The sequence below is a fragment of the Dactylosporangium siamense genome (assembly GCF_016862795.1).
Classification (GTDB): Bacteria; Actinomycetota; Actinomycetes; order Mycobacteriales; family Micromonosporaceae; genus Dactylosporangium; species Dactylosporangium siamense.
In genome coordinates this window covers 130,503-157,466 of record NZ_BONQ01000033.1, presented here as the reverse complement: position 1 = coordinate 157,466, position 26,964 = coordinate 130,503, and the positions used below count along the sequence as shown (strand labels likewise).

The following is a 26,964-nucleotide window of genomic DNA, read 5'->3' as shown; positions in this document are numbered from 1 at the left end:
GCCGCCGAAGGCGGCGCCCCGTCATCACAGGATCAGTACTTCTCGAGCGCCGGCGGGCTGCCCGCCGAGCCGGACTTGCCGAGCGTGCCGTCGTAGATCTTCTGCCAGGTGCCGTCACCGAACGCGGCCTCGAGGGACGCGTTGACGAAGTCGCGCAGGGCCTTGTCGTCGCGGCCCAGGCCGATGCCGTACTTCTCCGGGTAGGCCTTGCCGGTGGTCGGGTCGAGGAACGGCTTGCCGACGACCTTCAGCTGCGACGGCGCCTGCGCCGCGAAGCCCTTGAGGATCGCGTCGTCGGTGGTGACCGCGTCGACCTTCTTGTCCAGCAGCTGCGACACGCACTCGGAGTAGGTCTTGAACTCCACGATCTTGTCGGTCAGCTTCTGGTCACGGACCCGCTGGATCGGCGTGGAGCCGGTCGCGGAGCAGACCGTCTTGCCCTTGAGGCTGTCCGAGCCGGTGATCGACGTGTCGTCCTTACGGACGAGCAGGTCCTGCGCGGCGACGAAGTACGGGCCGGCGAAGGACACGTCCGCCTTGCGCTTGTCGGTGATCGAGTAGGTGCCGACGTAGTAGTCGACCTCACCACCCTTGATCGCCGTCTCGCGGTTGGCGGAGGCGATCTCCTTGTATTCGATCTTCGCCGGGTCGATGCCGAGCTTCGAGGCGATCAGCTGGGCGATCTCGATGTCGAAGCCGCAGCGCTTGCCGGCGGCGTCCTTGTAGCCCAGGTTGGGCTGGTCGAACTTGACGCCGATGACGACCTTGCCGGCCGCCTTGATCCGGTCGAACGTCGGGCTACCGGTGATCGCCACGCCGGTGGCGGGCGTGAACGTGGTGCCGGACGAGCTGCAGGTGTCGCTCGCCGGTGCGGCCGCGCCGGAGCTACCGCCGGTGGACGGCGGGGCGGGCGTGCCCTCCTTGCCACAGGCGGCCAGGCCCAGCGCAAGCGTGACGGCGGCGGCTGCCGCGGCGATACGCGTGATTCGCATGATGGTCGCTATCCCCTTTCAGTGGGTGAGAATCTTCGACAGGAAGTCCTTGGCCCGGTCGGTGCGCGGGTTGGCGAAGAAGGTCTCCGGCTCCGCCTCCTCGACCAGCTGGCCGTCGGCCATGAACACGACCCGGTTGGCGGCGTGCCGCGCGAAGCCCATCTCGTGCGTGACGACGACCATCGTCATGCCCTCGCTCGCCAGGCCCGTCATGACGTCGAGCACCTCGCCGACCATTTCCGGGTCCAGGGCGCTCGTCGGCTCGTCGAACAGCATCGCCTTCGGCTGCATGGCCAGGGCCCGGGCGATCGCGGCCCGCTGCTGCTGCCCGCCGGACAGCTGCGCCGGATACTTCTGCGCCTGCGCGGCGATCCCGACGCGCTCGAGCAGGCCCATGGCGCGCTCCCGCACCACCGGCGCCTTCTCCTTGCGCACCTTGACCGGGCCGAGCATCACGTTTTCGAGGATCGTCTTGTGCGCGAACAGGTTGAACGACTGGAACACCATGCCGACCTCGCTGCGCAGCCGCGCGAGGGGGCGCCCCTCCTCGGGCAACCGGACGCCGTCGAACACGATCTCGCCGTTGTTGATCGGCTCCAGCCGGTTGATCGCCCGGCACAGCGTCGACTTGCCCGAGCCCGACGGGCCGATCACGACCACGACCTCGCCGCGGGCGATCGACAAATTGACGTCTTTGAGCACGTGGAGCTCGCCGAACCATTTGTTGACGCCGCTGAGCACGATCAAAGGCTCGTCCGTCATCATCCGCCCCATCGCGTCTCGTCGCTGTGCACCTGCGCGCACCCTGGCTCCGTAGTGGGCTCGACGTTAGCGGTGGCAATGCCCACGATCAGCCGCATAGCGGTCACGGACCGATAACGGCCCGCGGTTGTCACAATGATGACCATGCGCATCCTGGTGACCAACGACGACGGTATCGACAGCCCCGGCCTGCACGCCCTGGCCGCGATGGCGGTCCGCCTGGGCCACGACGTGGTGGTGGCGGCCCCGGCCCGCGAGGCGAGTGGCTCCGGCAGTTCCCTCACCGGCGTCGAGGCGGACGGGCGCATCGCGACGGAGACCCGTGCGTCGATGTTCGCCGGGGTACCGACCTTCGCCGTCTCCGCCTCACCCGCCTTCATCGCGCTGATGGCGACCCGTGGCGCCTACGGCCCGGAGCCCGACGTCATCCTGTCCGGCATCAACCGCGGCCCGAACACCGGCGCGGCCGTCCTGCACTCCGGCACCGTCGGCGCCGCGTTCACCGCCGCCGCCAACGGCTGCCGCGCCATGGCGGTCTCCCTCGACATCCCGTTCTCTTCGCGTTCTGAGGAGGGCGCCGTCGAGCACTGGGACACCGCCGCCGAGGTCGCCGGCGACCTGTTGCCGCTGCTCAACGCCGACTTCGTGCTCAACGTCAACGTGCCGAACCTGCACGCCGGCGACCTGCGCGGCATCCGCCGGGCGTCCCTCGCCCAGTTCGGCACCGTGCAGATGGTCCTGCTGGAGCAGGGCCACGGCTACGTGCGCATGTCCCTCGAGCAGAGCGACCACGGCGCGGAGCCCGGCAGCGACGACGCGTGGCTGCTGGACGGCTACGTGGCCGTCACACCGGTCCGCCCACCCCACGAGGCCCGCGACGTCGTGCTGCCCGGGCTGGTGGATACCGCAGGCGAACACGTCGGGGGCTAAACTTTGCGCTGCTATGACTGAGACCCCTCGCAGCTTCAAGGTCATCACCTACGGCTGCCAGATGAACGCGCACGATTCCGAGCGCATCTCCGGCCTGCTCGAGGGCGCCGGCTACGTCCCGGTGCCCGCCGACGCCGAGCCGGACGTCGTCGTGTTCAACACCTGCGCCGTGCGGGAGAACGCCGACAACCGCCTCTACGGCAACCTCGGCCACCTGCGCCCGACGAAGCTCGCCCAGCCCGGCATGCAGATCGCGGTCGGCGGCTGCCTCGCCCAGAAGGACCGCGGCGACATCGTCAAGAAGGCCCCCTGGGTCGACGTCGTGTTCGGCACCCACAACATCGGCTCCCTGCCGGTGCTGCTGGAGCGCGCCAGGCACAACGCCGCCGCCGAGGTCGAGATCCTCGAGTCCCTCGAGGTGTTCCCGTCGACGCTGCCCACCCGCCGCGAGTCGACGTATGCCGGCTGGGTCTCGATCTCCGTCGGCTGCAACAACACCTGCACCTTCTGCATCGTCCCGGCCCTGCGCGGCAAGGAGAAGGACCGCCGCCCCGGCGACATCCTCGCCGAGGTCCGCGCCCTGGCTCTTGAGGGTGTCCTGGAGGTCACGCTGCTCGGGCAGAACGTGAACTCCTACGGCGTCGAGTTCGGCGACCGCCTGGCCTTCGGCAAGCTCCTGCGCGCCTGCGGCGACGTCGAGGGCCTGGAGCGGGTCCGCTTCACCAGCCCGCACCCGAAGGACTTCACCGACGACGTCATCGCCGCGATGGCCGAGACCCCCAACGTCTGCCACTCCCTGCACATGCCGCTGCAGTCCGGCTCCGACGCCGTGTTGAAGGCGATGCGCCGCTCGTACCGCGCGGAGCGCTACCTCGGCATCATCGAGAACGTCCGGGCCGCCATGCCCGACGCGGCGATCACCACCGACATCATCGTCGGCTTCCCCGGCGAGACGGATGCCGACTTCGAGCACACCCTGGACGTGGTCCGCGCGGCCCGGTATTCGAGCGCCTTCACGTTCCAGTACTCCAAGCGCCCCGGTACCCCCGCCGCCACCATGGACCTGCAGGTCCCGAAGGCGGTCGTCCAGGAGCGCTACGACCGGCTGATCGCCACCCTGGAGCAGATCAGCTGGGACGAGAACAAGAAGCTCGTCGGCACCCCGGTCGAGGTCCTGGTCGCCGTCGGCGAGGGCCGCAAGGACGGTGCCACCGGCCGCCTGTCGGGCCGGGCCCGCGACGGTCGCCTGGTGCACTTCGCCGCCGACGCGTCGGCCGGCCTGCGCCCCGGCGACATCGTGCACACCACGATCACCTACGCCGCCCCCCACCACCTCAACGCCGACGGCCCGCTGCTGTCCCACCGCCGCACCCGCGCCGGCGACGCCTGGGAGGCCGGCCGCGTCACCCGCACCCCCGGCGTCTCCCTGGGCATGCCCACCATCGGCACCCCACCCCCCACCGAAACCCCCGCCCGCTCCTGCTGACCCCTCTCCGGGATCCCGAAGACCTCGTGCACCCAGGGGTACACAAGCTCCACCGGATCACGGGAAGCCTCCGGGGTGGACCTTCCCGCTGATCGAAGTCGCCGCGTGGCCGCCTGGACGACCGCGCCGCGACCTCGATCATCGGGAGACCACTCCCGGCGCGGGACAAGCGGGCAGAGGCTTGATCTGGGCGTCGGCCGCGCTGGATCGGCGTGGCGGGCATGCGGCGTCGTTGCCGGATTCCCGCGACCCGAAGGATTCCCGGCCGCCTGACCCGGGGATCGTTCGGCTTGTCGCGCCACCGGCCGCTCGACAAAGACCTTCACAGATCGGGCTGTCGTCGCAGAGAACCCTGGCAGCCGACCCGGAGCGTCACCGCCGCGCCGGCACAAGGTCTACCGGATCATGGGACCGACGCCGACCCGGCCGCGACGAACGCGGCGTCACCGACCGGCCGCGACGAACGCGGCGTCACCGACCGGCCGCGACGAACGCGGCGTTACCGGTGCGGTGCGTAGCCTCGCTCGTACCCGTCATGATCCCCAGGGTGCCCACCGCCATACGCCCCACGCTGGTCATATCCGCCCTGGCCGCCACCGCCGCCATACACCCCACCCTGCGGTGGACCGGACTGCGGCGGATAGCCCCCCTGCTGGAAACCGCGAGGCTGGTCATACGACTGGGGCGGCCCGAAACCGTCGGACTGCTGCCCGCCACCGCCACCGGCGCCGTAGACGGTGCCGCCGGGTGCGGAGCCGCGGGAGGCTGAGGTGGCGGGGCGGGCGCCGTACACGTTGCCGGTGCCGCCCTCCTCGCCCAGACCTGGCAGGTCGTCGTCCGCGGGGCGGGGGGCCGAGCCGCGGACCGGCCCGCTCGCGGCAGCCGCCCGCCGCCCGGCACGGGAACGCCGGATGCCGACGATGCCGGCGACCACGAGGATCAGGCCGAGCACGCCGACGGCGGCCACCATGTAGGTGATGTCCTGCAGCGTCAGGTCTTGCAGGAACGACCGGTCGTCGGGCTTCGGGGTCGGCACGACCGCGCCGGTGCCCTTGCCCGGGGTGACGTTCTGCGGCGTGTACTTGAGGATCGGCGCCTTCACGTCGGACGGCACGTCGGAGGCGGTGATGTACTGCTTGCCGTCGGTCGAGTAGGTGATCGCCTCGCCACGGGCCTCGTTGGGCAGTGGGGTGATGCGGGGCTTGCCGCTGGTGATCGCCTTGACGACCTCGCCGCCCTGGACGTCGAACTCGTAGGCGTCGGAGTAGGTGCGGATGACCACGCGGGTGCCGTCGGGCGAGGAGGCGGCGCCGGTGATCGCCTTCCAGCCGAGGAAGGCGAGGGGGTTGGGCGTCTTCGTCTCCTGCGGGGCGAACGTGCCGACCTGCTTGAGCTTGACGCCCTTGGTGGCGTTGGGCTGCAGCGGGCCCTCGGGGACCCAGATCTCGCCGACGGGGTCCTTGGTGATGATGATCGGGGTGCCGTCGCCGCTGAGCAGCAGGGCCTCGGCGTCGCGCTTCTTGCCGTCCGGGTACGCGAGCCGGTGGATGACCGGGGCCTTCGCGCCCTGGGGCAGGTTCCACAGCGCGATCGTGGGCCGGGCGGAGGCGCTGCCGCCGGCCGCCTCGGTGTTGTCGCCGATGTCGGCGATCCACAGCGTGCCGCTCTTGTCGACGGCGAGGTCCTCGGGGTCCAGCGGCGTCGACGGGTAGCTGATCGGCGTACCGACGATCTTGCAGGCCGCGTCGAGCGTGAAGATGCGGGACTTGCTGTTGCCCGACGCGCTGTCGTTGATCGCCACGTAGCCGGTGGCCGTCGCGACGAGGCCGGAGATCTCATTGATCTTCTGCGAGTCGGGCGTGCAGATGGTCTGACCCGCCCCCGCCGCGGGCGACTGGGCTGCTGGGGACGTAGGGGCCGCCGCGGCGGGTGTCGCGAGCCCCACCAGCAGACTCATCACCGCACCAGAAACAAAGGCCACCCGCTGTCGCATCGGACAAGTTTGGCAGAGCCGGACCGGAAGTGGGTGCGCCCGGTCCGGCTCTCACTCGCTGTGATCAGGCGAACCCTATGACTTCACGGCAAATGGGGCGAGCTCCGCGGCCAGGGCGTCGTTGATCCGGGCCCGGATGCGGGTGCCCTCGGCCAGGTGCGCGGTTTCGAGCACCTCACCGAGGGTGTGGACCCTGGCGACCAGGTCGCCCCGCTCGTACGGCACCACCGCGGTCAGCTCGATCGCCGGCCAGGGCAGCCGCTGCTCGACCGCGGCCCGCACGGCGTCGATGCCGGCACCGGTGCGGGCGGAGGCGAACACCGCGTCGGGCCACAGGGACTTCAGCCGGAGCTGGGTCTCCTCGTCGGCGGCGTCGATCTTGTTGACGACGAGCAGCTCGGGCACCGCGTCGGCGCCGACCTCGGCGAGCACCTCCCGGACCGCGCGGACCTGCTCCTCGGGGTCGGCGTGGGCGCCGTCCACGACGTGCAGGACCAGGTCGGCCTCGGCGACCTCCTCGAGGGTGGAGCGGAACGCCTCGATCAGCTGGTGCGGCAGGTGCCGGACGAACCCGACGGTGTCGGACAGCGTGTAGATCCGGCCGTCCTCGGCCCGGGCCCGCCTGGTCGTGGTGTCCAGGGTGGCGAACAGCGCGTCCTCGACCAGCACTCCGGCGCCGGTGAGCCGGTTGAGCAGGCTCGACTTGCCGGCGTTGGTGTAGCCGGCGATCGCGACGCTGGGCACCCGGTTGCGCCGCCGGGTGGAGCGCTTGGTGTCGCGGATCGTCGCCATCGCGGCGATCTCGCGCTTCAGGCGGCTGATCTTGGTCCGGATCCGCCGCCGGTCGGTTTCGATCTTGGTCTCACCGGGACCACGGAGGCCGACGCCGCCGTTGCCGCTGGCGGAGCCACCGGCCTGCCGGCTCAGCGCCTCACCCCAACCGCGCAGGCGCGGCAGGAAGTACTGCAGCTGGGCGAGTTCGACCTGGGCCTTGCCCTCCTTGCTCTTCGCGTGCTGGGCGAAGATGTCCAGGATCAGCGCGGTCCGGTCGATGACCTTGACGTTGACCTTCGCCTCCAGGGTCCGCAGCTGCGACGGGGACAGCTCCCCGTCGCAGATGACCGTGTCGGCGCCGGTGCTCTGCACCACGACCCGCAGCTCGTCGACCTTGCCGGAGCCGATGTACGTGCTGGAGTCGGGCCGGCTCCGGCGCTGGATCAGCCCGTCGAGGACCTGCGAGCCGGCGGTCTCGGCGAGCGCGGCGAGCTCCGCGAGGGAGTTCTCCGCGTCGGTGGCGGTGCCTTCGGTCCACACCCCGACGAGCACGACCCGCTCGAGGCGCAGCTGGCGGTATTCGACCTCGGTGACATCGGCGAGCTCGGTCGACAGACCGGCGACACGGCGCAGCGCATGCCGCTCCTCGAGCTCCAGGCCGTCGCCGTCGTCGGCGAGATCCCAGGTTTCTGCGGCAGTCGCGCGCAACATGTGCTCCTTGCTTCGATCAGTAAGACCCACCAATCGTGACACCTCGTGCCGCGTTCCCGCATCGGATATGTCCCCGTGCGCGATCCGGTCGGGCGGGGGATAAGAATGGGTGACGTGACGACTGCCACGCACCGTTTGCCCAGCGCCGGGTTCTCCATCACGATCCGTGTCTCCGTCCGTGCCGACGCCTCGGCGATCGGCCGCCTCACGACCGCGGTCGGGGAGGCCGGTGGCGTCGTCACCGCGGTCGACGTCGTCGACTCCGACAGCACGGCTGTCGTGGTCGACCTGACCTGCGACACCGCCGACTCCGCACACGCCGAGCAGGTCGTCGCCTGCCTCGAGAAGCTCGACGGGGTCGACGTGCGCAAGGTCTCCGACCGCACGTTCCTGCTGCACCTCGGCGGCAAGATCGAGGTGACGCCGAAGGTCGCCCTGCGCAACCGTGACGAGCTGTCCCGGGCGTACACGCCGGGGGTGGCCCGGGTGTGCCTGCAGATCGCGGAGAACCCCGAGGACGCCCGCCGCCTCACGATCAAGCGCAACACCGTCGCCGTGGTCACCGACGGCTCCGCGGTGCTCGGCCTGGGCAACATCGGCCCGGCCGCCGCGATGCCCGTCATGGAGGGCAAGGCCGCGCTGTTCAAGCGGTTCGGCGGCGTCGACGCCTGGCCGGTCGCGCTGGACACCCAGGACACCGAGGAGATCATCTCGATCGTGCGGGCGATCGCCCCGGCGTACGGCGGCATCAACCTGGAGGACATCGCCGCGCCGCGCTGCTTCGAGATCGAGGAGCGGCTCCGGGCGATGCTGGACATCCCCGTGTTCCACGACGACCAGCACGGCACCGCGATCTGCGTCCTCGCCGCGCTCACCAACGCGCTGCGCGTCGTCGGCAAGTCGATCGGTGACATCCGGGTCGTGGTCAGCGGCGCCGGCGCGGCCGGCACGGCGATCATCAAGCTGCTGCTGCGCCAGGGGGTCGGCGACGTGATCGCCACGGACCGGCCCGGCGCCCTGCACCGCGGCCTGCCCGGCCTCACGGGCGCCTGGCCGTGGCTGGTCGAGAACACCAACAAGACCGGCTACAGCGGCGACCTCAAGGGCGCGCTGCGCGGCGCCGACGTGTTCATCGGGGTCAGCGCCCCGAACCTGCTCACCGGCGACGACATCGCCACGATGGCACCCAACTCGATCGTGTTCGCCCTGGCCAACCCGGACCCGGAGGTCGACCCGCGGGAGGCCCGCGAGCACGCGGCGATCGTCGCGACCGGCCGCTCCGACCAGCCGAACCAGATCAACAACGTCCTCGCGTTCCCCGGCGTGTTCCGCGGGATGCTCGACGCCCAGGCGCGCGGGTTCACCGAGGCGATGGCACTCGCCGCGGCCCGCGCGATCGCGGACTCCGTCGGCGAGGACAAGCTCAACCCGAGCGTCATCGTCCCCAGCGTCTTCGACGCCAGGGTCGCCCCGGCCGTGGCCGCCGCGGTCCGGGCCGCCGCGAAGGGCCCCCACCTGGACAGCACCGTTGACGGCGAGCCGCCCACCGAGGTGGCACCGATCAGCTAGAAGGAGGGTGCCAGCTGCCGGATCGCCTGGGCGTCGACGTCACCGTGCGCGACGATCACGGCCGGTCCGGCCAGCAGGAACTCCGACGCGGTCTGGGTGATCGTCAGCCGGCCGCCCGCCACGTCCACGATGACCACGCCGGATTCCAGTCCGGCGTGGTCGAGGGCCACCGCCGCCACCGCGCACGCGCCGGATCCGCAGGACTGGGTCTCGCCGGAGCCGCGTTCGTAGACGCGCATCCGCCGGTACAGGTCGGCGCCGGCCGGCGGTGCCCCCGCGGCGGCGAACTCGACGTTGACGCCGGCCGGGAAGATCAGCGGGTCGATCCCGGGCGCGCGGGTCAGGTCGAGCCGCTCCAGTGTCGGCTCGTCGACCGGGCAGACCAGGTGCGGGTTGCCGACGTCCACGGCCGTCCCGCCGAACACCCGGCCCTCGCTGGTGGCCTCGCTCTGCACGTAGACCCGTGGCATCGGCATGCCGGCGGCGATCTCCTCGCCAATGGTCACCGGCACCACCCCCGCGCGGGTGACCAGGTTGAACGACCCCTCGGGGGCGACCAGGCCGGCCTCCGCGAGGTAGCGGGCGTAGACGCGCACCCCGTTGCCGCACATCTCGGACTGGGAACCGTCGGCGTTCCAGTAGTCCATGAACCACTCGGCCGTCCCCGCGGACGCCTCGGCGTCGGGGTGGGCGGCGCTGCGGACCACGCGCAGGACGCCGTCGGCGCCGATGCCCCGCCGGCGGTCGCAGAGCGCGGCGACGAACGTCGGCGTCAACGGCAGCACGCCGTCGGGGTCGGGCAGGATGACGAAGTCGTTGCCCGTTCCGTGTCCCTTGGCGAAGCGCATGGCGTCAATCTTGCCGCACGACCTCCAGCGCCGTTGCGGTGATGTCGGCAGCGCCACCATCGAGCCACACAATCCGGTCGTCCCGGCGGAACCAGGACCGCTGCCGGCGCACGAACCGCCTGGTGGCACGGACCGTCTCGGCCCGGGCGGCCGGCTCGTCCGACAAACCGGAAAAGTAGTCCAATACCTGTTTATATCCGAGCGCTGCGCCGGCGGTCCGCCCGGAGCGCAGGCCGGCGGCGTCCAGCGCCCGCACCTCCTCCACCAGGCCCGCGGACCACATCGCGTCGACCCGCGCCTCGATCCGCTCGTCGAGGACCGCCGTGGCGACGTCCACGCCCAGCTGCAGCGCGTCGTACACCGGCCTCGGCTGTGACGGCAGGCGCGCCGTGAACGTCGTGCCGGTCAGCGCGTTGACCTCGAGCGCACGGACGATCCGGCGGCCGTTGCCGGGCAGGATCCGCTCCGCCGCCTCCGGGTCCGTGCTGCTGAGGCGGGCGTGCAGCACCTCCGGGCCGACCTCCGCGAGCTCCCTCTCCAACGCGTCGCGCAGCCCGGGGTCGGTGCCGGGGAAGTCGAAGTCCTCCAGGACGGCCCGCACGTAGAGCCCCGAGCCACCGACCAGCAGGGGCACCTTTCCGCGGGCGGCGATGTCGTCGATCGCGGCGCGGGCCAGACGCTGGTACACCGCGACGCTCGCCGGCTCCGTCACGTCCCAGATGTCCAGCACGTGGTGCGGCACGCCCTCACGCTCGGTGACGGTGAGCTTGGCCGTGCCGATGTCCATGCCCTTGTACAGCTGCATCGAGTCGGCGTTGACCACCTCGCCGCCGAGCTCGTGCGCCAGTCCGAGGCTCAGCGCCGACTTGCCGGCCGCGGTCGGCCCGACCACCGCGACGACCCGGGTCACCGCGTTGTCCCGGGTCACCGCCAGCTCGCCACGAAGTATCCGACCCCGTACGGCGCCGAGTGGTGCAGCAGCTCTGTCGTGCCGAACGGAGTGTCGACCGCGCCGGCCAGGACCTGCCACGGTGCCCTGCCGACGGCGAGCAGCTCCGCGGCCAGCGCCGGGTCGAGGTCGCGCAGCGCCGCGGTGTCACCCTTGGCCAGGGCGTCCGCGACGGCCGCGTCGAAGCCTTCGGCCCGCGGGTCGTCGTAGCCGGGCGCCTTCTCCCCGTGGCACGCGGATCCGTCGCCAAGGACGAGAAGTGCGGCGTCGGTACCGATGTGCCTCAGGCTCCTGCCCAGCGCTTCGCAGTCCGCCGGTGCCGCGTCGGCGGCGATGCTGTGGTATCGGACATTTCGGTTATGTCCGTCTTCCAGGAGCCAGGCCCCGATCAGCAGGCTCAGCGGCAGCGGGTCCTCGGCCGGCTCACCCACCCTCCGGTCGATGCCCCAGGGGGCCAGGGTCCCCCCGAAGGGCGGCTCGCGGCGTATCGTCGTGGCATCGGCACCGACCACGATGAGCACGTCGGCGGGGTCGAGGTGCGCCACGGCGGCACGGCAGGCGGCCCGCAGGTCGTCGAGCTCACCCGCCGCTCCGGCGGCCACCTCCGGCACGAGCATCGGCGGATGTGGGCAGACGGCGGCGGCGACGAGTGGCACGGTCTTAACGTTATCGGGGATGGTCGCTGCGGCATCCTGCGACCCGTTCGGCACCGGAATGGTCACGGTTCGGCCGCAGGCCCTCGACCGGCCCCGGGGCACACCTGTGAGAATGCCATGGGGAACTTTGCTGTGCGATGGCGGCGTGACAGTGGGATACCCGATCCCACGGGCGCCGGGAGCGAGGATGGCAGATGAGCGAGCCTACGACGTTTGGACGGATCGACGCTGACGGCAACGTCTTCGTGAAGACGGCAGCCGGAGAGCGGGCCATCGGATCGTGGCAGGCCGGCACACCGGAGGAGGGCCTTGCCCACTTCGCCCGCCGGTTCGCCGACCTGGTGACCGAGGTCGACCTGATCGAGGCGCGGCTCGGTAGCGGCGCGGCCGACGCCGGTCAGTCGCTGTCCACCATCAAGCGGCTGCGCAGCGGCCTCGACGAGGCGCACGTCGTCGGCGACATCGACGGGCTCGCCGCCCGCCTCGACAAGCTGACCTCGATCGCCGAGGAGAAGGCCGGCGCCGCCCGCGCGGCCCGCGACGCCGCCCGCGCCGAGGCCCTCACCCGCAAGACCACCCTGGTCGAGGAGGCCGAGCAGATCGCGGCCGACGCCACCGGCTGGAAGACCGCGGGCGACCGTCTCAAGGAGATCCTCGACGAGTGGAAGTCCATCCACGGCGTCGAGAAGAAGGCCGAGAGCGAGCTCTGGAAGCGCTACGCGGCCGCCCGCGACGCCTTCACCCGCCGCCGCGGCGCCCACTTCGCGACCCTCGACGCCAGCCGCAAGCAGGCGCAGGGCCGCAAGGAGGAGCTGGTCATCGAGGCCGAGCAGATCGCCGAGTCCACCGAGTGGAACGCGACGGCCGCCCGCCTCAAGGACCTCATGACCGAGTGGAAGGCCGCCCCGCGCGCCGCGAAGGAGACCGAGCAGAAGCTCTGGGAGCGGTTCCGTGCCGCCCAGGACGCCTTCTTCAAGCGCCGCAGCGAGGTCTTCAGTGCCCGCGACGCCGAGTTCAAGGGCAACCTGGACGCCAAGCAGGCGCTCCTCGTGCAGGCCGAGGCCCTCGACGTCGACACTGACCCGAAGGGTGCCCAGGCGAAGCTCCGCGACATCCAGGCCGCCTGGCACGACGTGGGCCGCGTCCCCCGCGAGGCGCAGACGGGCCTCGACCGCCGCCTGCGCGTCATCGAGGACAAGGTCAAGACGGCAATGGACGCCGCCTGGCGCCGGACCCCGCCGGAGGCCAGCCCCCTCCTCGCCCAGATGCGGGAGCAGGTGGCCCGCGCGGAGCAGCAGCTCGCCAGCGCCCAGGCCGCCGGCGACCAGCGCCGCATCAAGGAGGCCGAGAAGGCCCTGGAGAGCAAGCGCAAGTTCCTGGCGATGGCCGAGCACACCGGCTGATCAAGAGACTTCTCCAGTGACGGGCCGGTGAGCCCGTCCGACATAGAAAAGTTGACCACTACACGCCGCGGCGTGTAGTGGTCAACGTCGTTATACGGCCGACCCCGCGATCACCCGCCGCCCGACGCGGCCGGTTTCGGAGGGGCGCCGCCAGCCCCGTCGAGAGCCCAACCCGCGCGTGAACAGCCCTCGCCGCCGATCCGCTCGGATCCACCCCATGATCGAACGACGGAAACGGCCGCCCACGCAGCTGTCCGTTTCGGGGACTTCGATCACCGGGGAGATGCACTTTCCGGCGCGGGACCCGCGGGCGAACAGGCTGATCTGGGCGTCTGCGGTGCCGGATCGCGCGGCGGGCATGCGGCGTGGTTGCCGGATTCCCACAACCCGAAGGATCCTCCGACCCCGGCGATCGCTGCGGTGATCGAAGTCGCGCGCCGGCTGTGCGGACAGCCGGTCGGCGACTTCGATCACCGGGGAGATTCACTCCTGGCGCAGCACGCGCGGACGAAAGGCTGATCTGGACGTCGACGGCGCCGGATCGGCGCGGCGGGCGCGCGGTGTGGTTGCCGGATTCCCACAACTCGAAGGGTCCTCGGCCCCTGACCCCGGCGATCGGCTTGTCGTGCCACCACCCGGTCGACAAAGACCGTTCACGGATCGAAGTCGCGGGTTGGTCGTCCGCGCGGCCGGAGTCGTCCTTCGATCATGGTTGCGAGATCGTTCAGCGGGACGGGGGCCTCAGGCGGGCGGTGCGCCGGCGACGGTCGCGCTGCCGGACGCCCAGCGGCGCGATGGCGCCGAGGTGCCGGGCCGATGTGCTGGGCCGAGGTGCTGGGCCGAGGTGCTGGGCCGAGGTGCTGGGCCGAGGTGACGGGAGCCGGGGCGTGACGGGAGCCGGGGCGTGACGGGAGCCGACGTGTGACGGGCCTGCGGGCCGATTCTGGACAAGGCCGATTTCTGGACAAGGCCGATTCTGGACAAGCCGGCAAGGGGGCCGCAGGCCCACCTGTCTTGGACAAGCAGGCACGCGGGCGGTGGGGCGGTCCTGGACAGCACGCGGGCCCGCTCGGCTTGGCAGCTGGGCGGGCCCTTCTCGGTCCGGGTGGAGGGGGTGGGTCAGATGCGGCGGACGACGGTGACGACGCGGCCGAGGATGGTGGCGTGGTCGCCGGCGATCGGGTCGAAGGCCGGGTTCTGCGGCATGAGCCAGACGTGGCCGTCGCGGTTGCGGTAGGTCTTCACCGTGGCCTCGCCGTCGATCATCGCGGCCACGATGTCGCCGTTGTTGGCGTTGGGCTGCTGGCGGACGACGACCCAGTCGCCGTCGCAGATGGCGGCCTCGATCATTGAGGAGCCCTTGACCTGGAGCATGAAGAGGGTGCCCTCGCCGACGAGCTCGCGGGGGAGGGGGAAGACGTCTTCGACGGCCTGCTCGGCGAGGATCGGGCCACCGGCGGCGATGCGGCCCAGGACCGGCACGTACGCCGGGGCGGGGCGAGCGGCGCGCTCGGCCTCCTCGTCGACCGAGACGAGCTCGCTCGGGGGGCGCACGTCGACGGCGCGGGGGCGGTTGGGGTCGCGGCGCAGGTAGCCCTTCCGCTCCAGCTCCTTGAGCTGGTAGGCGACGCTGGAGGGGGAGACCAGGCCGACGGCCTCGCCGATCTCGCGGACGCTCGGCGGATAGCCGTTGCGCTCCACCGCGCTGCGGATGAACTCGAGGATGCGTCGCTGGCGGACGGTCAGGTCGGCCGCGAACAGGTCCGGGAAGGCGCTGACCACCGCGGTGACCGCGCGCATCTCCGGCTCGCCTCCGCGGCGGCGGGTGCTGGCGCGGCGGGTGCTGCCGCTGCCGATCGCGGTGACCTCGGCGGGTTCGTCGGTGCGGTCGTCGGCTGACACGTCGTCCTCCCTCTTGTTGGCACCAGCGGTGGGAAGGCCGCTGGTGCGGACGAGCCGTGCGGCCCGCCACCTTGACCGCCACCGGGTGTGACGGCGCCGGTTGTCGCAAATTTCGGGTATCCCGATCAATCGTCTCGATCGTGTGTGGATCACCGTATCGCCGAGGTGTGACAGTTTCAAACATCTGTACTACGTGGCGCGCTGTTTTTTCGGCGCGTCGCTGGACTCGGGTCTTCTCGCTCTGGTAGACCATCGTACGTCCGTTCGATCGAACGGCTGTACGGAATCGAGGGCTGAGATGCGACGACACCCGCGAAACCCACCCATTCGGCTCACTCGCCGGGGGCGTGTCGTGCTCTTCTGTCTGCTGCTGGCCGTCGCGGGTGGGTTGTTCACGCTCGTCGCGGTGCCGGGGCAGGCGGCCGACCCGCCGGCGCCGGCGCCCGTGCTGATCGTGCAGCCGGGTGACACGTTGTGGGACATCGCGACCCGGCTTTCGGGGTCCCGGGGGCGCGACGCGACCATGGAGGAGATCCGCCGTCTCAACCACTTGGACGGCTACAGTGTCGACGCCGGACAGCGGCTGACCCTGCCTCGGCGGGCTGAGGCGGGCTGATCAGGGCAAATGAACATCGGGCCAACGCCGGAAAACGAGACGCGCGACACGCGAGGGTCAGAAATCCCGGATCAACTTGCGTCCGCGTATGCGTCGGCATAGCGTCTACCCCTAGATGTAGTAGTTACAGGGCTGTAAGTCGTCCACAGGTAGTGGATTCGGCAATCACCCTTACTGACGGTAAAGACCAGCGGAGGCCGGGCACCAAGGCCGACCGTTGGGCGTTCGTGTGCGTTTTGTCAGGACATATACGACGTAGACTGGAAGGCCACCGCATGCGCTGCCCGTACTGCCGCCACGCCGACTCGCGGGTGGTCGACTCCCGGGAAGCCGAGGACGGCCAGATCATCCGTCGGCGCCGGTCCTGCCCCGAGTGCGGCCGGAGGTTCACCACCGTCGAGGAGGCCGTCCTCGCAGTCGTCAAGCGCAGCGGCGTCACCGAACCGTTCAGCCGTACCAAGATCATCGCTGGGGTCCGTAAGGCATGTCAGGGCCGCCCGGTCGACGAGGACGCGATCGCGGTCCTCGCGCAGAAGGTCGAGGAGACCGTGCGTGCCCGCGGGGCCGCCGAGCTGCCGAGCCACGAGGTCGGCCTGGCCATCCTCGCGCCGCTGCGGGAGCTCGACGAGGTGGCGTATCTGCGTTTCGCGTCCGTCTACCGGTCGTTCGACTCGCTGCAGGACTTCGAGCGCGAGATCGCATCGCTCAGGGCGGCGTCGAACCGGCCCGCCAGTGCCGTGGAGGCACCGCAACAGACCGCACCACACCAGGGGGAGCGCGCGGCCGAGCCGGTCGGCTGAAGCGCACACACAGCACCACAGCGTCGAAGAAACGTACGAAGCAGACTTGAGGGGGCCGCGGATGGCGGGGGAGACGAAGACCAAGGCAGCGTCGCGCAAAGAGGCACAGGGCCTGCGCGTCGAGCGGGTGTGGACGACCGAGGGCGTCCACCCTTACGACGAGGTGACGTGGGAGCGTCGCGACATCGTCATGACCAACTGGCGCGACGGTTCGATCAACTTCGAGCAGCGCGGCGTCGAGTTCCCGGACTCCTGGTCCGTGAACGCGGCGAACATCGTCACCACCAAGTACTTCCGCGGCGCGGTCGGCACCGACGCCCGTGAGTGGTCGCTGCGGCAGCTGATCGACCGCGTCGTCACCGTGTACCGCAAGGCCGGCGAGGACAACGGCTACTTCGCCTCGCCCGCCGACGCCGAGGTGTTCGGCCACGAGCTGACCTGGATGCTGCTGCACCAGGTGTTCAGCTTCAACTCGCCGGTCTGGTTCAACGTGGGCACGCAGTCGCCGCAGCAGGTCAGCGCCTGCTTCATCCTCGCGGTGGACGACTCGATGGACAGCATCCTCGACTGGTACAAGGAGGAGGGCCTGATCTTCAAGGGAGGGTCCGGCTCCGGCGTCAACCTGTCCCGGATCCGCTCCTCGAAGGAGCTGCTGAGCAGCGGCGGCACCGCCAGCGGCCCGGTGAGCTTCATGCGCGGCGCCGACGCGTCCGCCGGGACGATCAAGAGCGGTGGCGCAACCCGCCGCGCGGCGAAGATGGTCATCCTGGACGTCGACCACCCCGACGTCGAGGAGTTCATCGAGACCAAGGCCAGCGAAGAGGACAAGATCCGCGCCCTGCGCGACGCCGGCTTCGACATGGACCTCGGCGGCAAGGACATCGTCAGCGTCCAGTACCAGAACGCCAACAACTCGATCCGGGTCTCGGCCGAGTTCATGCAGTCGATCGAGGACGACGCCGAGTTCGCGCTGCGCTCCCGGCTCGACGGCAGCGTCGTGTCGACCGTCAAGGGCCGCGAGCTGTTCCGCAAGCTCGCCCAGGCCGCGTGGGCGTGCGCCGACCCCGGCATCCAGTACGACGACACGATCAACGAGTGGCACACCTGCCCGGAGACCGGCCGGATCACCGCGTCGAACCCGTGCAGCGAGTACATGCACCTGGACAACTCCAGCTGCAACCTCGCGTCGCTGAACCTGATGAAGTACCTCAACGCCGACGGCACGTTCGCGGTGGAGAAGTTCGTCAAGTCGATCGAGTTCGTGATCACCGCGATGGACATCTCGATCTGCTTCGCCGACTTCCCGACCGAGAAGATCGGCGCGACCACCCGCGCGTACCGGCAGCTCGGCATCGGCTACGCCAACCTCGGCGCACTGCTGATGGCCAGTGGCCTCGCGTACGACTCGGACGGTGGCCGCGCGGTCGCCGCGACGATCAGCAGCCTCATGTCGGGCACCGCGTACCGCCGCTCGGCCGAGCTGGCCGGGATCGTCGGCGCGTACGACGGCTACGCCCGCAACGCCGTCCCGCACCAGCGGGTCATGCGGCAGCACGCGACCGCCAACGACGCGATCAGCACCGTCGGCGGCGTCGACGTCGCGATCAAGGTCGCGGCCACCGCGGAGTGGGCCCGGGGCAACGAGATCGGCGCGAAGAACGGCTGGCGCAACTCGCAGGCCAGCGTCCTCGCCCCGACCGGCACCATCGGCCTGATGATGGACTGCGACACCACTGGCGTCGAGCCGGACCTGGCCCTGGTCAAGTTCAAGAAGCTCGTCGGCGGCGGCTCGATGCAGATCGTCAACCAGACCGTCCCCCGCGCCCTGCGCAACCTGGGCTACCAGGAGGAGCAGGTCGAGGCGATCGTCGAGCACATCTCCGAGCACGGCCACGTCGTGGACGCGCCCGGCCTGCGCGCCGAGCACTACTCCGTCTTCGACTGCGCCATGGGCGAGCGCACCATCGCCCCGATGGGCCACGTGCGGATGATGTCGGCGATCCAGCCGTTCATCTCCGGCGCCATCTCCAAGACGGTCAACATGCCGGAGGCGGCCACCGTCGAGGACGTCGAGGAGATCTACTTCCAGGGCTGGAAGCTGGGCCTCAAGGCCCTCGCGATCTACCGCGACAACTGCAAGGTCGGCCAGCCGCTGTCGGCGGTGAACAAGTCCGCGAAGGCCGCGCCCGAGGAAAAGACGGTCGTCCAGGAGGTCGTCAAGACCGAGAAGGTCATCGAGTACCGCCCGGTCCGCAAGCGGCTGCCGAAGAAGCGGCCCAGCTCGACCGTGTCGTTCTCGGTCGCCGGCGCCGAGGGGTACCTGACCGCGTCGTCATACCCGGACGACGGCCTCGGCGAGGTCTTCCTGAAGATGTCGAAGCAGGGCTCGACCCTGGCCGGCGTGATGGACGCCTTCTCCGTGGCGATCTCCATCGGCCTGCAGTACGGCGTGCCGCTGGAGACCTACGTCAGCAAGTTCGTCAACATGCGCTTCGAGCCGGCCGGCATGACCGACGACCCGGACATCCGCCTGTCGTCGTCGGTGATGGACTACATCTTCCGTCGCCTGGCGCTGGACTTCCTGGACTTCGAGACCCGCTCGGAGCTGGGCATCCTCACCTCGTCGGAGCGCGCCGCCCAGCTGCGCGCCGAGGCGGGCGAGCCGGACGTCGATCTGACCGAGATGCGCAACTCCGCCCCGGTGGAGGCGGCCGCGAAGCCGGCGGCCGTGGCACCGAAGCCGGTCGAGGTCGAGATCGCGACCCCGCGCAAGGTGGGCTCGTCGACCGAACTGCTCGAACTGGTCCAGGGCAAGGCCGCCGACGCGCCGCTGTGCTTCACCTGCGGCACGAAGATGCGCCCCGCCGGTAGCTGCTACGTCTGCGAGGGCTGCGGCTCCACCAGCGGCTGCAGCTGACAGCTGATGCAGGCCACTGGCCGGGTCACGGGAACGACGTGCCCGGCCAGTGGTCTCAGTAGCCACTGAATAGAGATCAAGAGCGGCGCTGTGCGTGGCCGATGCGTCTGTGGGCTCGAATGTTCAGGCGTCGCGCCGGCCGTTCGACGAGATGCCATGAGGCGGCGGCCGGCACGATGGTCGCCAGGGCCGATGCGGCGGTGTAGTTCGGCAGCGCCCAGCGGTGCACGCCATAGCAGCAGGTACGCGGACGCGGGGTACCCGAGCAGGTGGAAGGCGCCGAAACGCAGGATCCTCAGCGCACCGGGCTGATCGTGCTGAAGACCAAGGTCGAGGCGAGACGATTGCCGCGACGGTGGGGATGACGCCCAGTCGATGGCCTTCGATCACCGCGTCGCTGCTCACCTCGGTGCCGCCGCCGGCGAGGGGCGTGAAGGTGACCACGTGTGGCACGGTGTCGGGCACGCCGGGCGAGATGCCCGCGCGCAGGGGGTATTCGTCGCGCCGTCCGGGTCGGCGAACCGCACGTCGTACTCCAGCCGGGCCATGGCCTCGACCACGCGGTAGCTCCAGGTGGTGAACGTCCGCCCGCCGCCGTAGTGATCGGGTGCCTGCATGGCGAGCAGGCTCACGCCTTCGGCGCGCGCCGAGCATCCTCGCCAACCGCCTGGCCCACCTCGAGCAACGCAACATCCTCTTGCGGACCCACGACTCCGGAGACCGCCGCAAGACCGGCTACCGGCTCACCGTGGATGGGCCCACCCTGATCCCGATCCTGGTGGAGATCGCGGCGTGGAGCGCCCGAACCGATCCGGACACCGGCGCGCCAGTGGACTGGGTCGCGCTGGTGGACGCCGACAAGCCGGCGATGATCCGGCTGATCACCGCAACGGTGCGCGAGGGCGGCTGCATCTTCGTCGGCGACAACAACGTCCTGGCCGAACTGGCTCGCGGCGCGGACGCGCCCTCGGGCTGATCGGAAGATCAGGCCAGCCGGGGAACGGGCCGGCAGCGGCGGGGTCCAGTGCTTGAGCGTCAGCGCCGGCCGCTCGACGAGGTGCCATGAGGCGGCCGCCAGCAGCGTCGTGGCCACGACGGACACGGCGATGTACGCCGGCAGGCCCCAGCGGTGCACGCCGAGCGCGGCGAGGACCTGCTGGGTCGGGAACGCGTAGATGTAGACGCCAAACGAGTAGTCGTGCCCCCGCCCGATCCGGTGCGACCAGCGTGGCAGCGTACCGGCGGCGCACAGCAGCAGATACGCGAACGCGGGGGAGCCGAGCAGGTGGAAGGCGCCGAGGCGCAGGGTCGCCAGCAGCACCGCCGCCGCGGCGACGATCAGCAGCGGGTGGACCGGGACGCGGTGCTGGAACAGCTGCGCCGAGGCGCCGAGCAGGAACAGGAAGCCCAGGTAGACGAGCAGCTGGGTGTCCAGCGCGCCGAACAGCGGGATCGGGCCGACGGAGCCGCGGGGGTGCGGGACCGTGTGCGGGTCGGGCAGCTGGTGCAGGAAGTCGCTCAGCAGGACGCCGTAGGCGCCGGCGGTGAGCAGCAGGATCAGGCGCGGGGAGCGGCGGACGACGCCGCAGGCGGTGAGGGCGGTGAAGACGCCGTACCAGAAGAGCTCGAACGGCAGGCTCCACAGTGAGCCGTTGACGACCGACCCGCCGGCGGTGAGGCGGCCGTAGGGGTTGTCGCCGAACAGGGTGCCGATGCCCCACTGGTGCGGCTGCCCGAGCGCGTTGTTCAGGGCGAATGTCACCGAGGCGGAAAACGACGCGAAACATCCGGCGACGACCGCGATGACCAGCAGGCAGGCCCACAGCCCGGGGAAGATCCGCAGGCAGCGGTGCCAGGCGAAGCGCACGAACCCCAGCCGCGCCGCGCTGGCACTGACCAGGAACCCGGACAGGACGAAGAAGCCGGACACCGCGAGCGACCCGAGGTCCGTCTGACCGTGCGAGAGCCCGAGTCCGGGGGTCGGCCGGCCGGCGCCGAGCGGCCACGAGTGCCCGATCAGCACCGCGAGTGCGAGACACAGGCGCAGGAACCCGAACGCGTTCGCGCGGGGTGAGTACCGGTCAGCCAACACGTCATGACAAACGACTAGATGCCGGACTTCGTCGTTAAGCGAGTTGTGTCAGTATCCGCACCCCCCAAAACGGACGTCACACCCAAGCAACTCCCCGTCGTCGCACTGGTGGCGGCCGCCTGGCTGGTCATCGCGCTGCTGTACCTCGCCGGAGGAGCCCTCCTCGTCCCGCCGCTGCTGCTGATCGCCACCGCCGCGCTGCTGCGGGGCGGCCGGACCGTCCTCGACCGGCTGATGCTCGCGACCGGGCTGCTGCTCGGCCTCACCTGCCTCGCCGCGCTCGTCTTCGCCGTCTGGCCGTGGGGTCTGCACCCGGTGACCGCCGGCGGGACCGCCGCCACCGCCCTGATCGTCGCCGCCGCGAAGACCGGCCGCCGGCCGCGGCTGCCGAGACCCGGCGCCACCGACGCGATCGCGGGGCTCGCCGTCGCCGCCGTCGGTGCGGTCGTCGCCTGGCCGCTGCTGCGTGACGGGCGCCCCGGACGGCTCGCGCTCGTCATGGAGGGCGAGGACCTCGCCCGGCACGCGTCCCTGTTCGACGCCATCCGCCACGCCGGCGGGTACCTCTTCCAGCAACCGGAACAGGGCCGGGCCCTGGTCTACGAGGGGATGGTCACCTACCCGCAGGGCGAGCACCTGACCGCCGCGCTGCTCGACGGGTTCGTCCGGTCCTCTGCCACCGCGCAGGGCACCGGCGCCGCCATGTTCGACCACTACCTGGTGTTCGTCGCGGGCGGCTACCTGCTGCTCGCCGCGACGATCATCTGGGCCGCGCAGTGGATCGGCGCCGGCGGCCTCAGCCCGGCGCGCATGATCCCGCTCGCCGGCGGCATCGCCGCGCTGTGCGCGTTCGGGGAACTGCTGGACCTCGTCCGGTTCGGCTACCCGAGCCAGGTGCTCGGCCTCGCCGAGGCGGTCATGCTCCTCACCGTCCTCATCCGCCCGGTGCCCCGCCCCCGGCAGCAGCTGCTGCTTGTCGCGGCCCTGCTCGCCGCCGTGGGGTTCACCTACTACCTGTACCTGCCGCCGGTCGGCCTGGCCGCGATCCTCTGGCTGATGCGGGAACGCCGACGAGCTCGCGCGCAGCGGATCCCCGCCGCCGCCCTCGCGATCGCCGTCACCAGCGCCGTCCCGCTCGCCATCGGCGTCCTCGTCGCCGGCCAGGCCGGCGCGCTGCTCAGCGTCGGGACCCTGAGGGTCGGCCGGGAAGGGCTCGCGGTCCTGTTCTGCCTGGTCGCGTCGGGCCTCCTGACCGGCCGTGGCCGCCGGAGCAGGATCTGGCGCTCGTACGCGCTGATCTTCGTCCCCGTGGCCGGCTTCGCGGTGGGGATGCTGGCCGTGCAGCGGCTCTTCGGCGCCGGCAGCGGCTACTACGCCAACAAGGCCCTGTTCCTGGTCCTGGCCCTGCTGCTGGCCGGCACCGGAGCCCTCGCGCTGCACCTGCCCCGCCGGCCCCGGACCGTGATCAACCTCAGGGCGGCGTCGGTGCTGATGGCGATCGTCGCCCTCGTCGGCGGCGACCGGCCGGACCAGCTGGAGTCCAGGACGACCTGGCTGGCCGGGGCCGGGGTGGACCAGTTCGCCTACGCGAGGGCGGCCCTGGCCCTCACCCCGGGCCGCCCGACCGTGGTCGTCGGCGACGACCCGGGCTACGAGTCATACCGGCTGACGCTGTTCATCTCGGCGTTGCAGCGCACCTCCGGCGAGATGGCCGGCGCCACCTACCACGTCGGGCCGATCAACTCGCCGGACCGCCTGGACGCCGTGATCGCCCGGATGCCCGGCCCGGTGCGCCTGCTCGTCCTGTCCGACGACGCCCGGACCCGGGCCGAGGCGCTGCGCCGCCGCCACCCGTCGACCTCGATCGAGATCGTCACCGCCTAGCGGTCCGCCGCGGTGATCGTGACGATCACCGCGGCGGGTGTACGGCACGTGCCCGGCCAGGCGTTACTTCTTGGTCTTGCGCAGCGCCTTCAGGTCGGCGTGGGCGGTCTTGGCGGCGGCGCGGACCTGCTGGACCTGCGCCCGCAGCGCGTCGCCGTCCGGGCCCGGCTTGACCGCCAGCAGGGTGTCGACCTTGCCCTTCAGGGTGGCCTCGATCGCGTCGAGCTTCGCGGCGTCGGCACCGGGCTGGGTGCGCAGCTTGGCCACCACGGCGAGCTCCGTGTCGATCGCCGCGGCGAGCCGGACCTTGGGGCCGGTGAGGACGAAGACGCGGTAGTCGAAGACCATCGACTGGGCGTCGTCCTTCACCGCCGCGGCGGTCGTCTCGCCCTGGACCTTGGTCTTCAGCGCGGTCAGGCCGGCCCGCTGGTCGCTGATGAGCTTCGTGAGGGTGCCGCGGTGCCCGGATTGGACCTGCTTCGCGGCGGCGAGGCTCGTCTCGAACTTCTTCAGCGCGTCGAGGCGCTTGTCGATGCGGTCCGCGACGGCGTCCTTGGCCGCTTCGAGCGTGGCGGCCTTCACCGACGGCCGTGCGGACGGCTCGGCCGAGGCCGTGGCCGGGATGAGCACGGCGGTGAGGATCAGGGTCAGGGCGATCAGGGTGCGCTTCATATCGGTCCCTCTCAGTCTTCGTCGCCGGCGGGCTGGGCGTCGCCGGACAGCTGCTGGTCCACCTGGTCGAGCAGCTGGTCGACGTCGTCGCCCTGGGAGGCTGCCGCAGGGGCGTCCTGGGCCGGGGTCGTCTGGGTCGAGACCGCGGGTGGGCGCTGGTCGCGCCGATCCTTGCGCTCCTGCCGCCCGCAGCCGCCCGCGAACAGCAGCGCGGCCGCGAGCGCGATGGCGATGGTTCGTCTCATGCCGGACATGGTGTGTCCCGCGGGTAAGCGCGGCCCGCGGGACAACGTAAGGATCCGGTCAAGTCAGCCGGCGACGGCGGCCACCACCTCGACCTCGAGCAGGGCGCCGTCGCGGAACAGCTTCGACACCTCGACCGTGGTGCTGGTCGGCGGCCGGCCCGTGAACACCGCCAGGCGGACCTGACCGTACTGCGGCAGCTGCGCCATGTCGGTCAGGAACGTGCGGATGTTCACGACGTCGGCGAACGTCGCCCCGTGCGCCTCGAGGATCGCGCCGATCAGCTCGAACACCCGGGTCGCCTGCGCGACCATGTCACCGGCGCCGACGAGCCGGCCGTCGTCGTCCAGCGCGATCTGGCCGGACAGGAACAGCAGCGTCCCGGTGCCGACGTCGACCCGGGCCACGTGCGAGTACGCCCCGACCGGCGCCGCCACCGTGGCGGGGTTGTCTATGACGAGCATGGAAGTCCTTTCAGCACGATGGTGGTCAGGTCCGCCTCCGGGTCGGCGGCGGCCAGGTGCCGCCCGGCGGCGACGGCCACCGGCAGGTCCCGGTCGCCGACGCTGAGGGCGAGGTCCTTCGCCGCGAGCCGCACCGCGAAGTGCGCCGACCTGGCGGTCAGGACGCGTTCCACGGCGATCCCGAGCGGCCCGCCGCGCAACGCCTCCAGGGCCTCCTCGCGGGGCACGCCGACCGCGTCGGCGACCTGCAGCACCTCGGCCAGCGAGGCGAGCGCGGTGACGAGCGCGGTGTTGAGCACCACCTTCATCGCCGCGCCACGGCCGGACGGGCCGCAGCGACGGACCTCCCCGAGCGCGGCGAGGACCGGGGCGACCCGGTCGAGGGCGGCATCCGTGCCCCCCGCGAAAATGCGCAACGTGCCACCCTCGGCGGCTCCGGTGCTGCCCGCGACCGGCGCGTCGACCAGGTCCACGCCGCCGGGCAGGACCGCGGCGAGGTCGCGCACGGCGTCGGGGCCGATCGTCGACATGTCGACCAGCGTCGCGGTCGCCTTGAATTGTGCGGCTCGGACGACCTCGATCACCGTCGGGCCGTCGGTGAGCATCGTGATGACGATGCCGGCGTCGCGCGCCGCCGCCGCGGCGTCCGGCACGACGGTCACGCCGTCGATCCGTCTCGGTGTGCGGCTCCACCCCGTGACCGGAAACCCGTGCGCGGCCAGGCGTCGCGCGATCGGTGCCCCCATGTGCCCGAGCCCGAGCACAGCGATCTTCTCCATGCCGGTGACCGTAATCCGGGCCATGCCATGCGACCAACGAATGTCTGGCATCGCTGCCATGCGGTGTGAGAATGTATCGGCGTGCAGACCGAGACGCTGGAAGTCTTCCGGGAGGTTGCCCGGCAGCGCTCGATCACCGGCGCCGCGACGACGCTGCGCTACACGCAGTCGGCCGTCTCCCGCCAGATCGCGGCCCTGGAGCTGGAGCTCGGCGCGCGCCTGTTCGACCGGCTGCCCCGCGGTGTCGCCCTCACCGCCGAGGGCGCCTGCCTGCTCGACCACGCGACGGCGATCCTCGACCGGCTCGCCCTGGCCCGCCGCGAGGTCACCGCCGTGCACGCCGGCACCGCCGGCCACCTGCGGGTGGGCGCGTTCGCCACCGCCGACGCCGCGCTCGTCCCGCGCGCCCTCGCCCGCTTCCACGCCGCCCGCCCCGAGGTCCGCCTGACCCTCATCGAGGGCGTCACCGGCAGCCTCCTCACCGCCCTGCTCACCGGCGAGGCCGACGTGGTGCTGGTCACCGCGGGTGCGGACCGCCCGTTCGAGGACGCCCGGTTCACCACGCATCACGTCCTGGACGAGCCCGTGCTCCTGGCCGTGCCGACGGGACATCCGCTGCCGGCGGGTGCACCGGTGCGGCTGGCGTCGCTGGCGTCCGAGGCGTGGATCGCGGGCTCGGCGGCCCCGGAGGAGACCCTGCTGGCGCCGAGCGTGCGGTTGGGGTACCGGCCGCGGATCGCCTTCGTCGCCGGCGAGTGGACCGCGAAACTCGGCTTCGTGGCCGCCGGCCTCGGCGTGACCCTGGTCCCCGCCCTGGCCGCGCGGGCCGCCCCGCCCGACGTGACGCTGCTCGCCCTGCACCCCGACGAGGTCCCACCCCGCAGCGTCCTCGCGGCCACGATCGCCGGCCGCACCGTCCCGCCGGCCGTCACAGACTTCCTGACCCTCCTCCGCGCCGAGGCGGCCGCGTTCCTCAACCCAACTACAGGCTGCTGAGGTCGAGCAGTTTGGCCAGGTCGATGAGCTTCGGCAGGAGGTCGGCGGACCGGTCGTCGGGAGTGCCCCGGGCGAGGTGCACCGACAGCTGGATGATCCGCTTGTTGCCGGCGAGCCAGCCGACCTCCGCGCCCGGGCCGGTGGTGTCCGTGGCGGGGGTCGGCAGCTGATAGGCGGCGGCGCCGAGGCCGGGGACCGCGGCGGCGCCCTTGGGCTGGACGGTGGACGTGTAGATGTCGGCGCCGATCGTCGTGGCGCTCACCGACAGGATCAGGTCGGGGGAGCCGGCGCCGCGGGGCTGCAGGACGCAGGTGAAGGTGTTGTCCTGGGTGGCCGCCGCGGCGACGGCGAGGTCAAGGCCGAGCTTGGCGTTGACCACCGGGAAGTCGAGCAGCTGGCAGGCGCCCCCGGCCGCGGCGGCGGGCGCGGTCGACGGGTTGGCCGGTGGCTGCGCGCCGGCGTCGTCGCAACCGGCGAGCAGGACCAGCACCGAGCATGCCACGACAAGCCTCCGCACGACGCGCAC

At 71.3% G+C, this 26,964-nt stretch carries 23 protein-coding genes and 1 pseudogene; 10 read left to right on the top strand and 14 right to left on the bottom strand.

Annotation, left to right across the window (positions count from 1 at the left end):
- Positions 1 to 32 precede the first annotated feature (32 nt).
- Positions 33 to 992, bottom strand: a complete 960-nt coding sequence (locus tag Dsi01nite_RS11690; protein ID WP_203846115.1) for a glutamate ABC transporter substrate-binding protein — start codon at positions 990 to 992, stop codon at positions 33 to 35.
- A gap of 18 nt (positions 993 to 1,010) precedes the next feature.
- Complete coding sequence (locus Dsi01nite_RS11685) at positions 1,011 to 1,757, bottom strand: amino acid ABC transporter ATP-binding protein (protein ID WP_373318759.1); 747 nt, start codon at positions 1,755 to 1,757, stop codon at positions 1,011 to 1,013.
- A 141-nt stretch (positions 1,758 to 1,898) separates the two neighbouring features.
- Between Dsi01nite_RS11685 and surE the strand changes: the two genes are divergently transcribed.
- Positions 1,899 to 2,684 carry a 5'/3'-nucleotidase SurE gene (gene surE, locus Dsi01nite_RS11680; protein ID WP_239135833.1) on the top strand — a complete coding sequence of 262 codons (786 nt, stop codon included), beginning with the start codon at positions 1,899 to 1,901 and terminating at the stop codon, positions 2,682 to 2,684.
- A 13-nt stretch (positions 2,685 to 2,697) separates the two neighbouring features.
- Positions 2,698 to 4,170 carry a tRNA (N6-isopentenyl adenosine(37)-C2)-methylthiotransferase MiaB gene (gene miaB, locus Dsi01nite_RS11675; RefSeq protein WP_203846114.1) on the top strand — a complete coding sequence of 491 codons (1,473 nt, stop codon included), beginning with the start codon at positions 2,698 to 2,700 and terminating at the stop codon, positions 4,168 to 4,170.
- Positions 4,171 to 4,669: 499 nt separating this feature from the next.
- Here miaB and Dsi01nite_RS11670 read toward each other — a convergent pair whose 3' ends face one another.
- A complete protein-coding gene (locus Dsi01nite_RS11670; protein WP_203846113.1) occupies positions 4,670 to 6,127 on the bottom strand; it encodes an SdiA-regulated/phytase-like domain-containing protein in 1,458 nt (485 codons plus the stop codon).
- 111 nt (positions 6,128 to 6,238) lie between these two features.
- A complete protein-coding gene (gene hflX / locus Dsi01nite_RS11665; RefSeq protein ID WP_203846112.1) occupies positions 6,239 to 7,648 on the bottom strand; it encodes a GTPase HflX in 1,410 nt (469 codons plus the stop codon).
- Positions 7,649 to 7,762: 114 nt separating this feature from the next.
- On the opposite strand from hflX, the gene Dsi01nite_RS11660 reads away from it, so the two are divergent.
- The gene (locus Dsi01nite_RS11660; protein ID WP_373318758.1) at positions 7,763 to 9,217 is read left to right on the top strand and encodes an NAD-dependent malic enzyme; all 1,455 of its coding nucleotides are present in this window, start codon (positions 7,763 to 7,765) and stop codon (positions 9,215 to 9,217) included.
- Here the strand turns inward: Dsi01nite_RS11660 and dapF are convergent.
- Genes dapF through Dsi01nite_RS11645 form a run of 3 tightly spaced genes read right to left on the bottom strand, consistent with a single transcriptional unit; the run spans position 9,214 to position 11,631 of the window.
- Positions 9,214 to 10,065, bottom strand: coding sequence for a diaminopimelate epimerase (gene dapF / locus Dsi01nite_RS11655; RefSeq protein WP_203846110.1), 852 nt, complete (start codon positions 10,063 to 10,065; stop codon positions 9,214 to 9,216). The genes Dsi01nite_RS11660 and dapF overlap by 4 nt on opposite strands.
- A gap of 4 nt (positions 10,066 to 10,069) precedes the next feature.
- On the bottom strand, positions 10,070 to 11,095 hold the full coding sequence (miaA, locus tag Dsi01nite_RS11650) for a tRNA (adenosine(37)-N6)-dimethylallyltransferase MiaA (RefSeq protein WP_203846109.1): 1,026 nt from the start codon (positions 11,093 to 11,095) through the stop codon (positions 10,070 to 10,072).
- The gene (locus tag Dsi01nite_RS11645) at positions 10,990 to 11,631 is read right to left on the bottom strand and encodes a class III extradiol dioxygenase subunit B-like domain-containing protein (RefSeq protein WP_203846125.1); all 642 of its coding nucleotides are present in this window, start codon (positions 11,629 to 11,631) and stop codon (positions 10,990 to 10,992) included. Before Dsi01nite_RS11645 ends, miaA begins: the two co-directional genes overlap by 106 nt.
- A gap of 233 nt (positions 11,632 to 11,864) precedes the next feature.
- Between Dsi01nite_RS11645 and Dsi01nite_RS11640 the strand changes: the two genes are divergently transcribed.
- Positions 11,865 to 13,073: a DUF349 domain-containing protein gene (locus Dsi01nite_RS11640; RefSeq protein ID WP_203846108.1), complete on the top strand. Its 1,209-nt coding sequence runs from the start codon at positions 11,865 to 11,867 to the stop codon at positions 13,071 to 13,073.
- Between the two features lie 1,119 nt (positions 13,074 to 14,192).
- Here Dsi01nite_RS11640 and lexA read toward each other — a convergent pair.
- Entirely contained in the window at positions 14,193 to 14,873 is a 681-nt protein-coding gene (gene lexA / locus Dsi01nite_RS11635; RefSeq protein ID WP_239135838.1) for a transcriptional repressor LexA, read from the bottom strand.
- A 454-nt stretch (positions 14,874 to 15,327) separates the two neighbouring features.
- On the opposite strand from lexA, the gene Dsi01nite_RS11630 reads away from it, so the two are divergent.
- The 4 genes from Dsi01nite_RS11630 to Dsi01nite_RS58870 all read left to right on the top strand — a co-directional run bounded on the left by Dsi01nite_RS11630 (position 15,328) and on the right by Dsi01nite_RS58870 (position 20,284).
- The gene (locus Dsi01nite_RS11630; protein ID WP_239135831.1) at positions 15,328 to 15,591 is read left to right on the top strand and encodes a LysM peptidoglycan-binding domain-containing protein; all 264 of its coding nucleotides are present in this window, start codon (positions 15,328 to 15,330) and stop codon (positions 15,589 to 15,591) included.
- A gap of 275 nt (positions 15,592 to 15,866) precedes the next feature.
- Positions 15,867 to 16,391, top strand: coding sequence for a transcriptional regulator NrdR (nrdR, locus tag Dsi01nite_RS11625; protein WP_203846105.1), 525 nt, complete (start codon positions 15,867 to 15,869; stop codon positions 16,389 to 16,391).
- Positions 16,392 to 16,452: 61 nt separating this feature from the next.
- Entirely contained in the window at positions 16,453 to 19,308 is a 2,856-nt protein-coding gene (locus Dsi01nite_RS11620) for a vitamin B12-dependent ribonucleotide reductase (protein ID WP_203846104.1), read from the top strand.
- 607 nt (positions 19,309 to 19,915) lie between these two features.
- Positions 19,916 to 20,284, top strand: a complete 369-nt coding sequence (locus tag Dsi01nite_RS58870; RefSeq protein ID WP_373318763.1) for a winged helix-turn-helix transcriptional regulator — start codon at positions 19,916 to 19,918, stop codon at positions 20,282 to 20,284.
- Between the two features lie 102 nt (positions 20,285 to 20,386).
- On the opposite strand, the pseudogene Dsi01nite_RS11615 reads toward Dsi01nite_RS58870, so the two are convergent.
- A pseudogene (locus tag Dsi01nite_RS11615) lies at positions 20,387 to 21,400 on the bottom strand (acyltransferase family protein); the annotation flags it as partial.
- Positions 21,401 to 21,508: 108 nt separating this feature from the next.
- Here Dsi01nite_RS11615 and Dsi01nite_RS11610 point away from each other — a divergent pair.
- On the top strand, positions 21,509 to 23,284 hold the full coding sequence (locus Dsi01nite_RS11610) for a hypothetical protein (protein ID WP_203846102.1): 1,776 nt from the start codon (positions 21,509 to 21,511) through the stop codon (positions 23,282 to 23,284).
- A 63-nt stretch (positions 23,285 to 23,347) separates the two neighbouring features.
- On the opposite strand, the gene Dsi01nite_RS11605 is transcribed toward Dsi01nite_RS11610, so the two are convergent.
- The 4 genes from Dsi01nite_RS11605 to Dsi01nite_RS11590 form a co-directional block, all read right to left on the bottom strand.
- A complete protein-coding gene (locus Dsi01nite_RS11605; protein ID WP_203846101.1) occupies positions 23,348 to 23,956 on the bottom strand; it encodes a hypothetical protein in 609 nt (202 codons plus the stop codon).
- Between the two features lie 11 nt (positions 23,957 to 23,967).
- The gene (locus Dsi01nite_RS11600; RefSeq protein ID WP_203846100.1) at positions 23,968 to 24,201 is read right to left on the bottom strand and encodes a hypothetical protein; all 234 of its coding nucleotides are present in this window, start codon (positions 24,199 to 24,201) and stop codon (positions 23,968 to 23,970) included.
- 63 nt (positions 24,202 to 24,264) lie between these two features.
- Complete coding sequence (locus Dsi01nite_RS11595; protein WP_203846099.1) at positions 24,265 to 24,663, bottom strand: RidA family protein; 399 nt, start codon at positions 24,661 to 24,663, stop codon at positions 24,265 to 24,267.
- Positions 24,651 to 25,442 (bottom strand): NAD(P)-dependent oxidoreductase, encoded by a 792-nt coding sequence (locus Dsi01nite_RS11590; RefSeq protein WP_203846098.1) that lies wholly within the window; start codon positions 25,440 to 25,442, stop codon positions 24,651 to 24,653. Before Dsi01nite_RS11590 ends, Dsi01nite_RS11595 begins: the two co-directional genes overlap by 13 nt.
- A gap of 81 nt (positions 25,443 to 25,523) precedes the next feature.
- Here Dsi01nite_RS11590 and Dsi01nite_RS11585 point away from each other — a divergent pair, with 81 nt between their 5' ends.
- Complete coding sequence (locus tag Dsi01nite_RS11585) at positions 25,524 to 26,438, top strand: LysR family transcriptional regulator (protein ID WP_203846097.1); 915 nt, start codon at positions 25,524 to 25,526, stop codon at positions 26,436 to 26,438.
- On the opposite strand, the gene Dsi01nite_RS11580 is transcribed toward Dsi01nite_RS11585, so the two are convergent.
- The gene (locus tag Dsi01nite_RS11580) at positions 26,425 to 26,955 is read right to left on the bottom strand and encodes a hypothetical protein (RefSeq protein ID WP_203846096.1); all 531 of its coding nucleotides are present in this window, start codon (positions 26,953 to 26,955) and stop codon (positions 26,425 to 26,427) included. The two genes, Dsi01nite_RS11585 and Dsi01nite_RS11580, sit on opposite strands and share 14 nt — an antisense overlap.
- Positions 26,956 to 26,964: the final 9 nt, after the last annotated feature.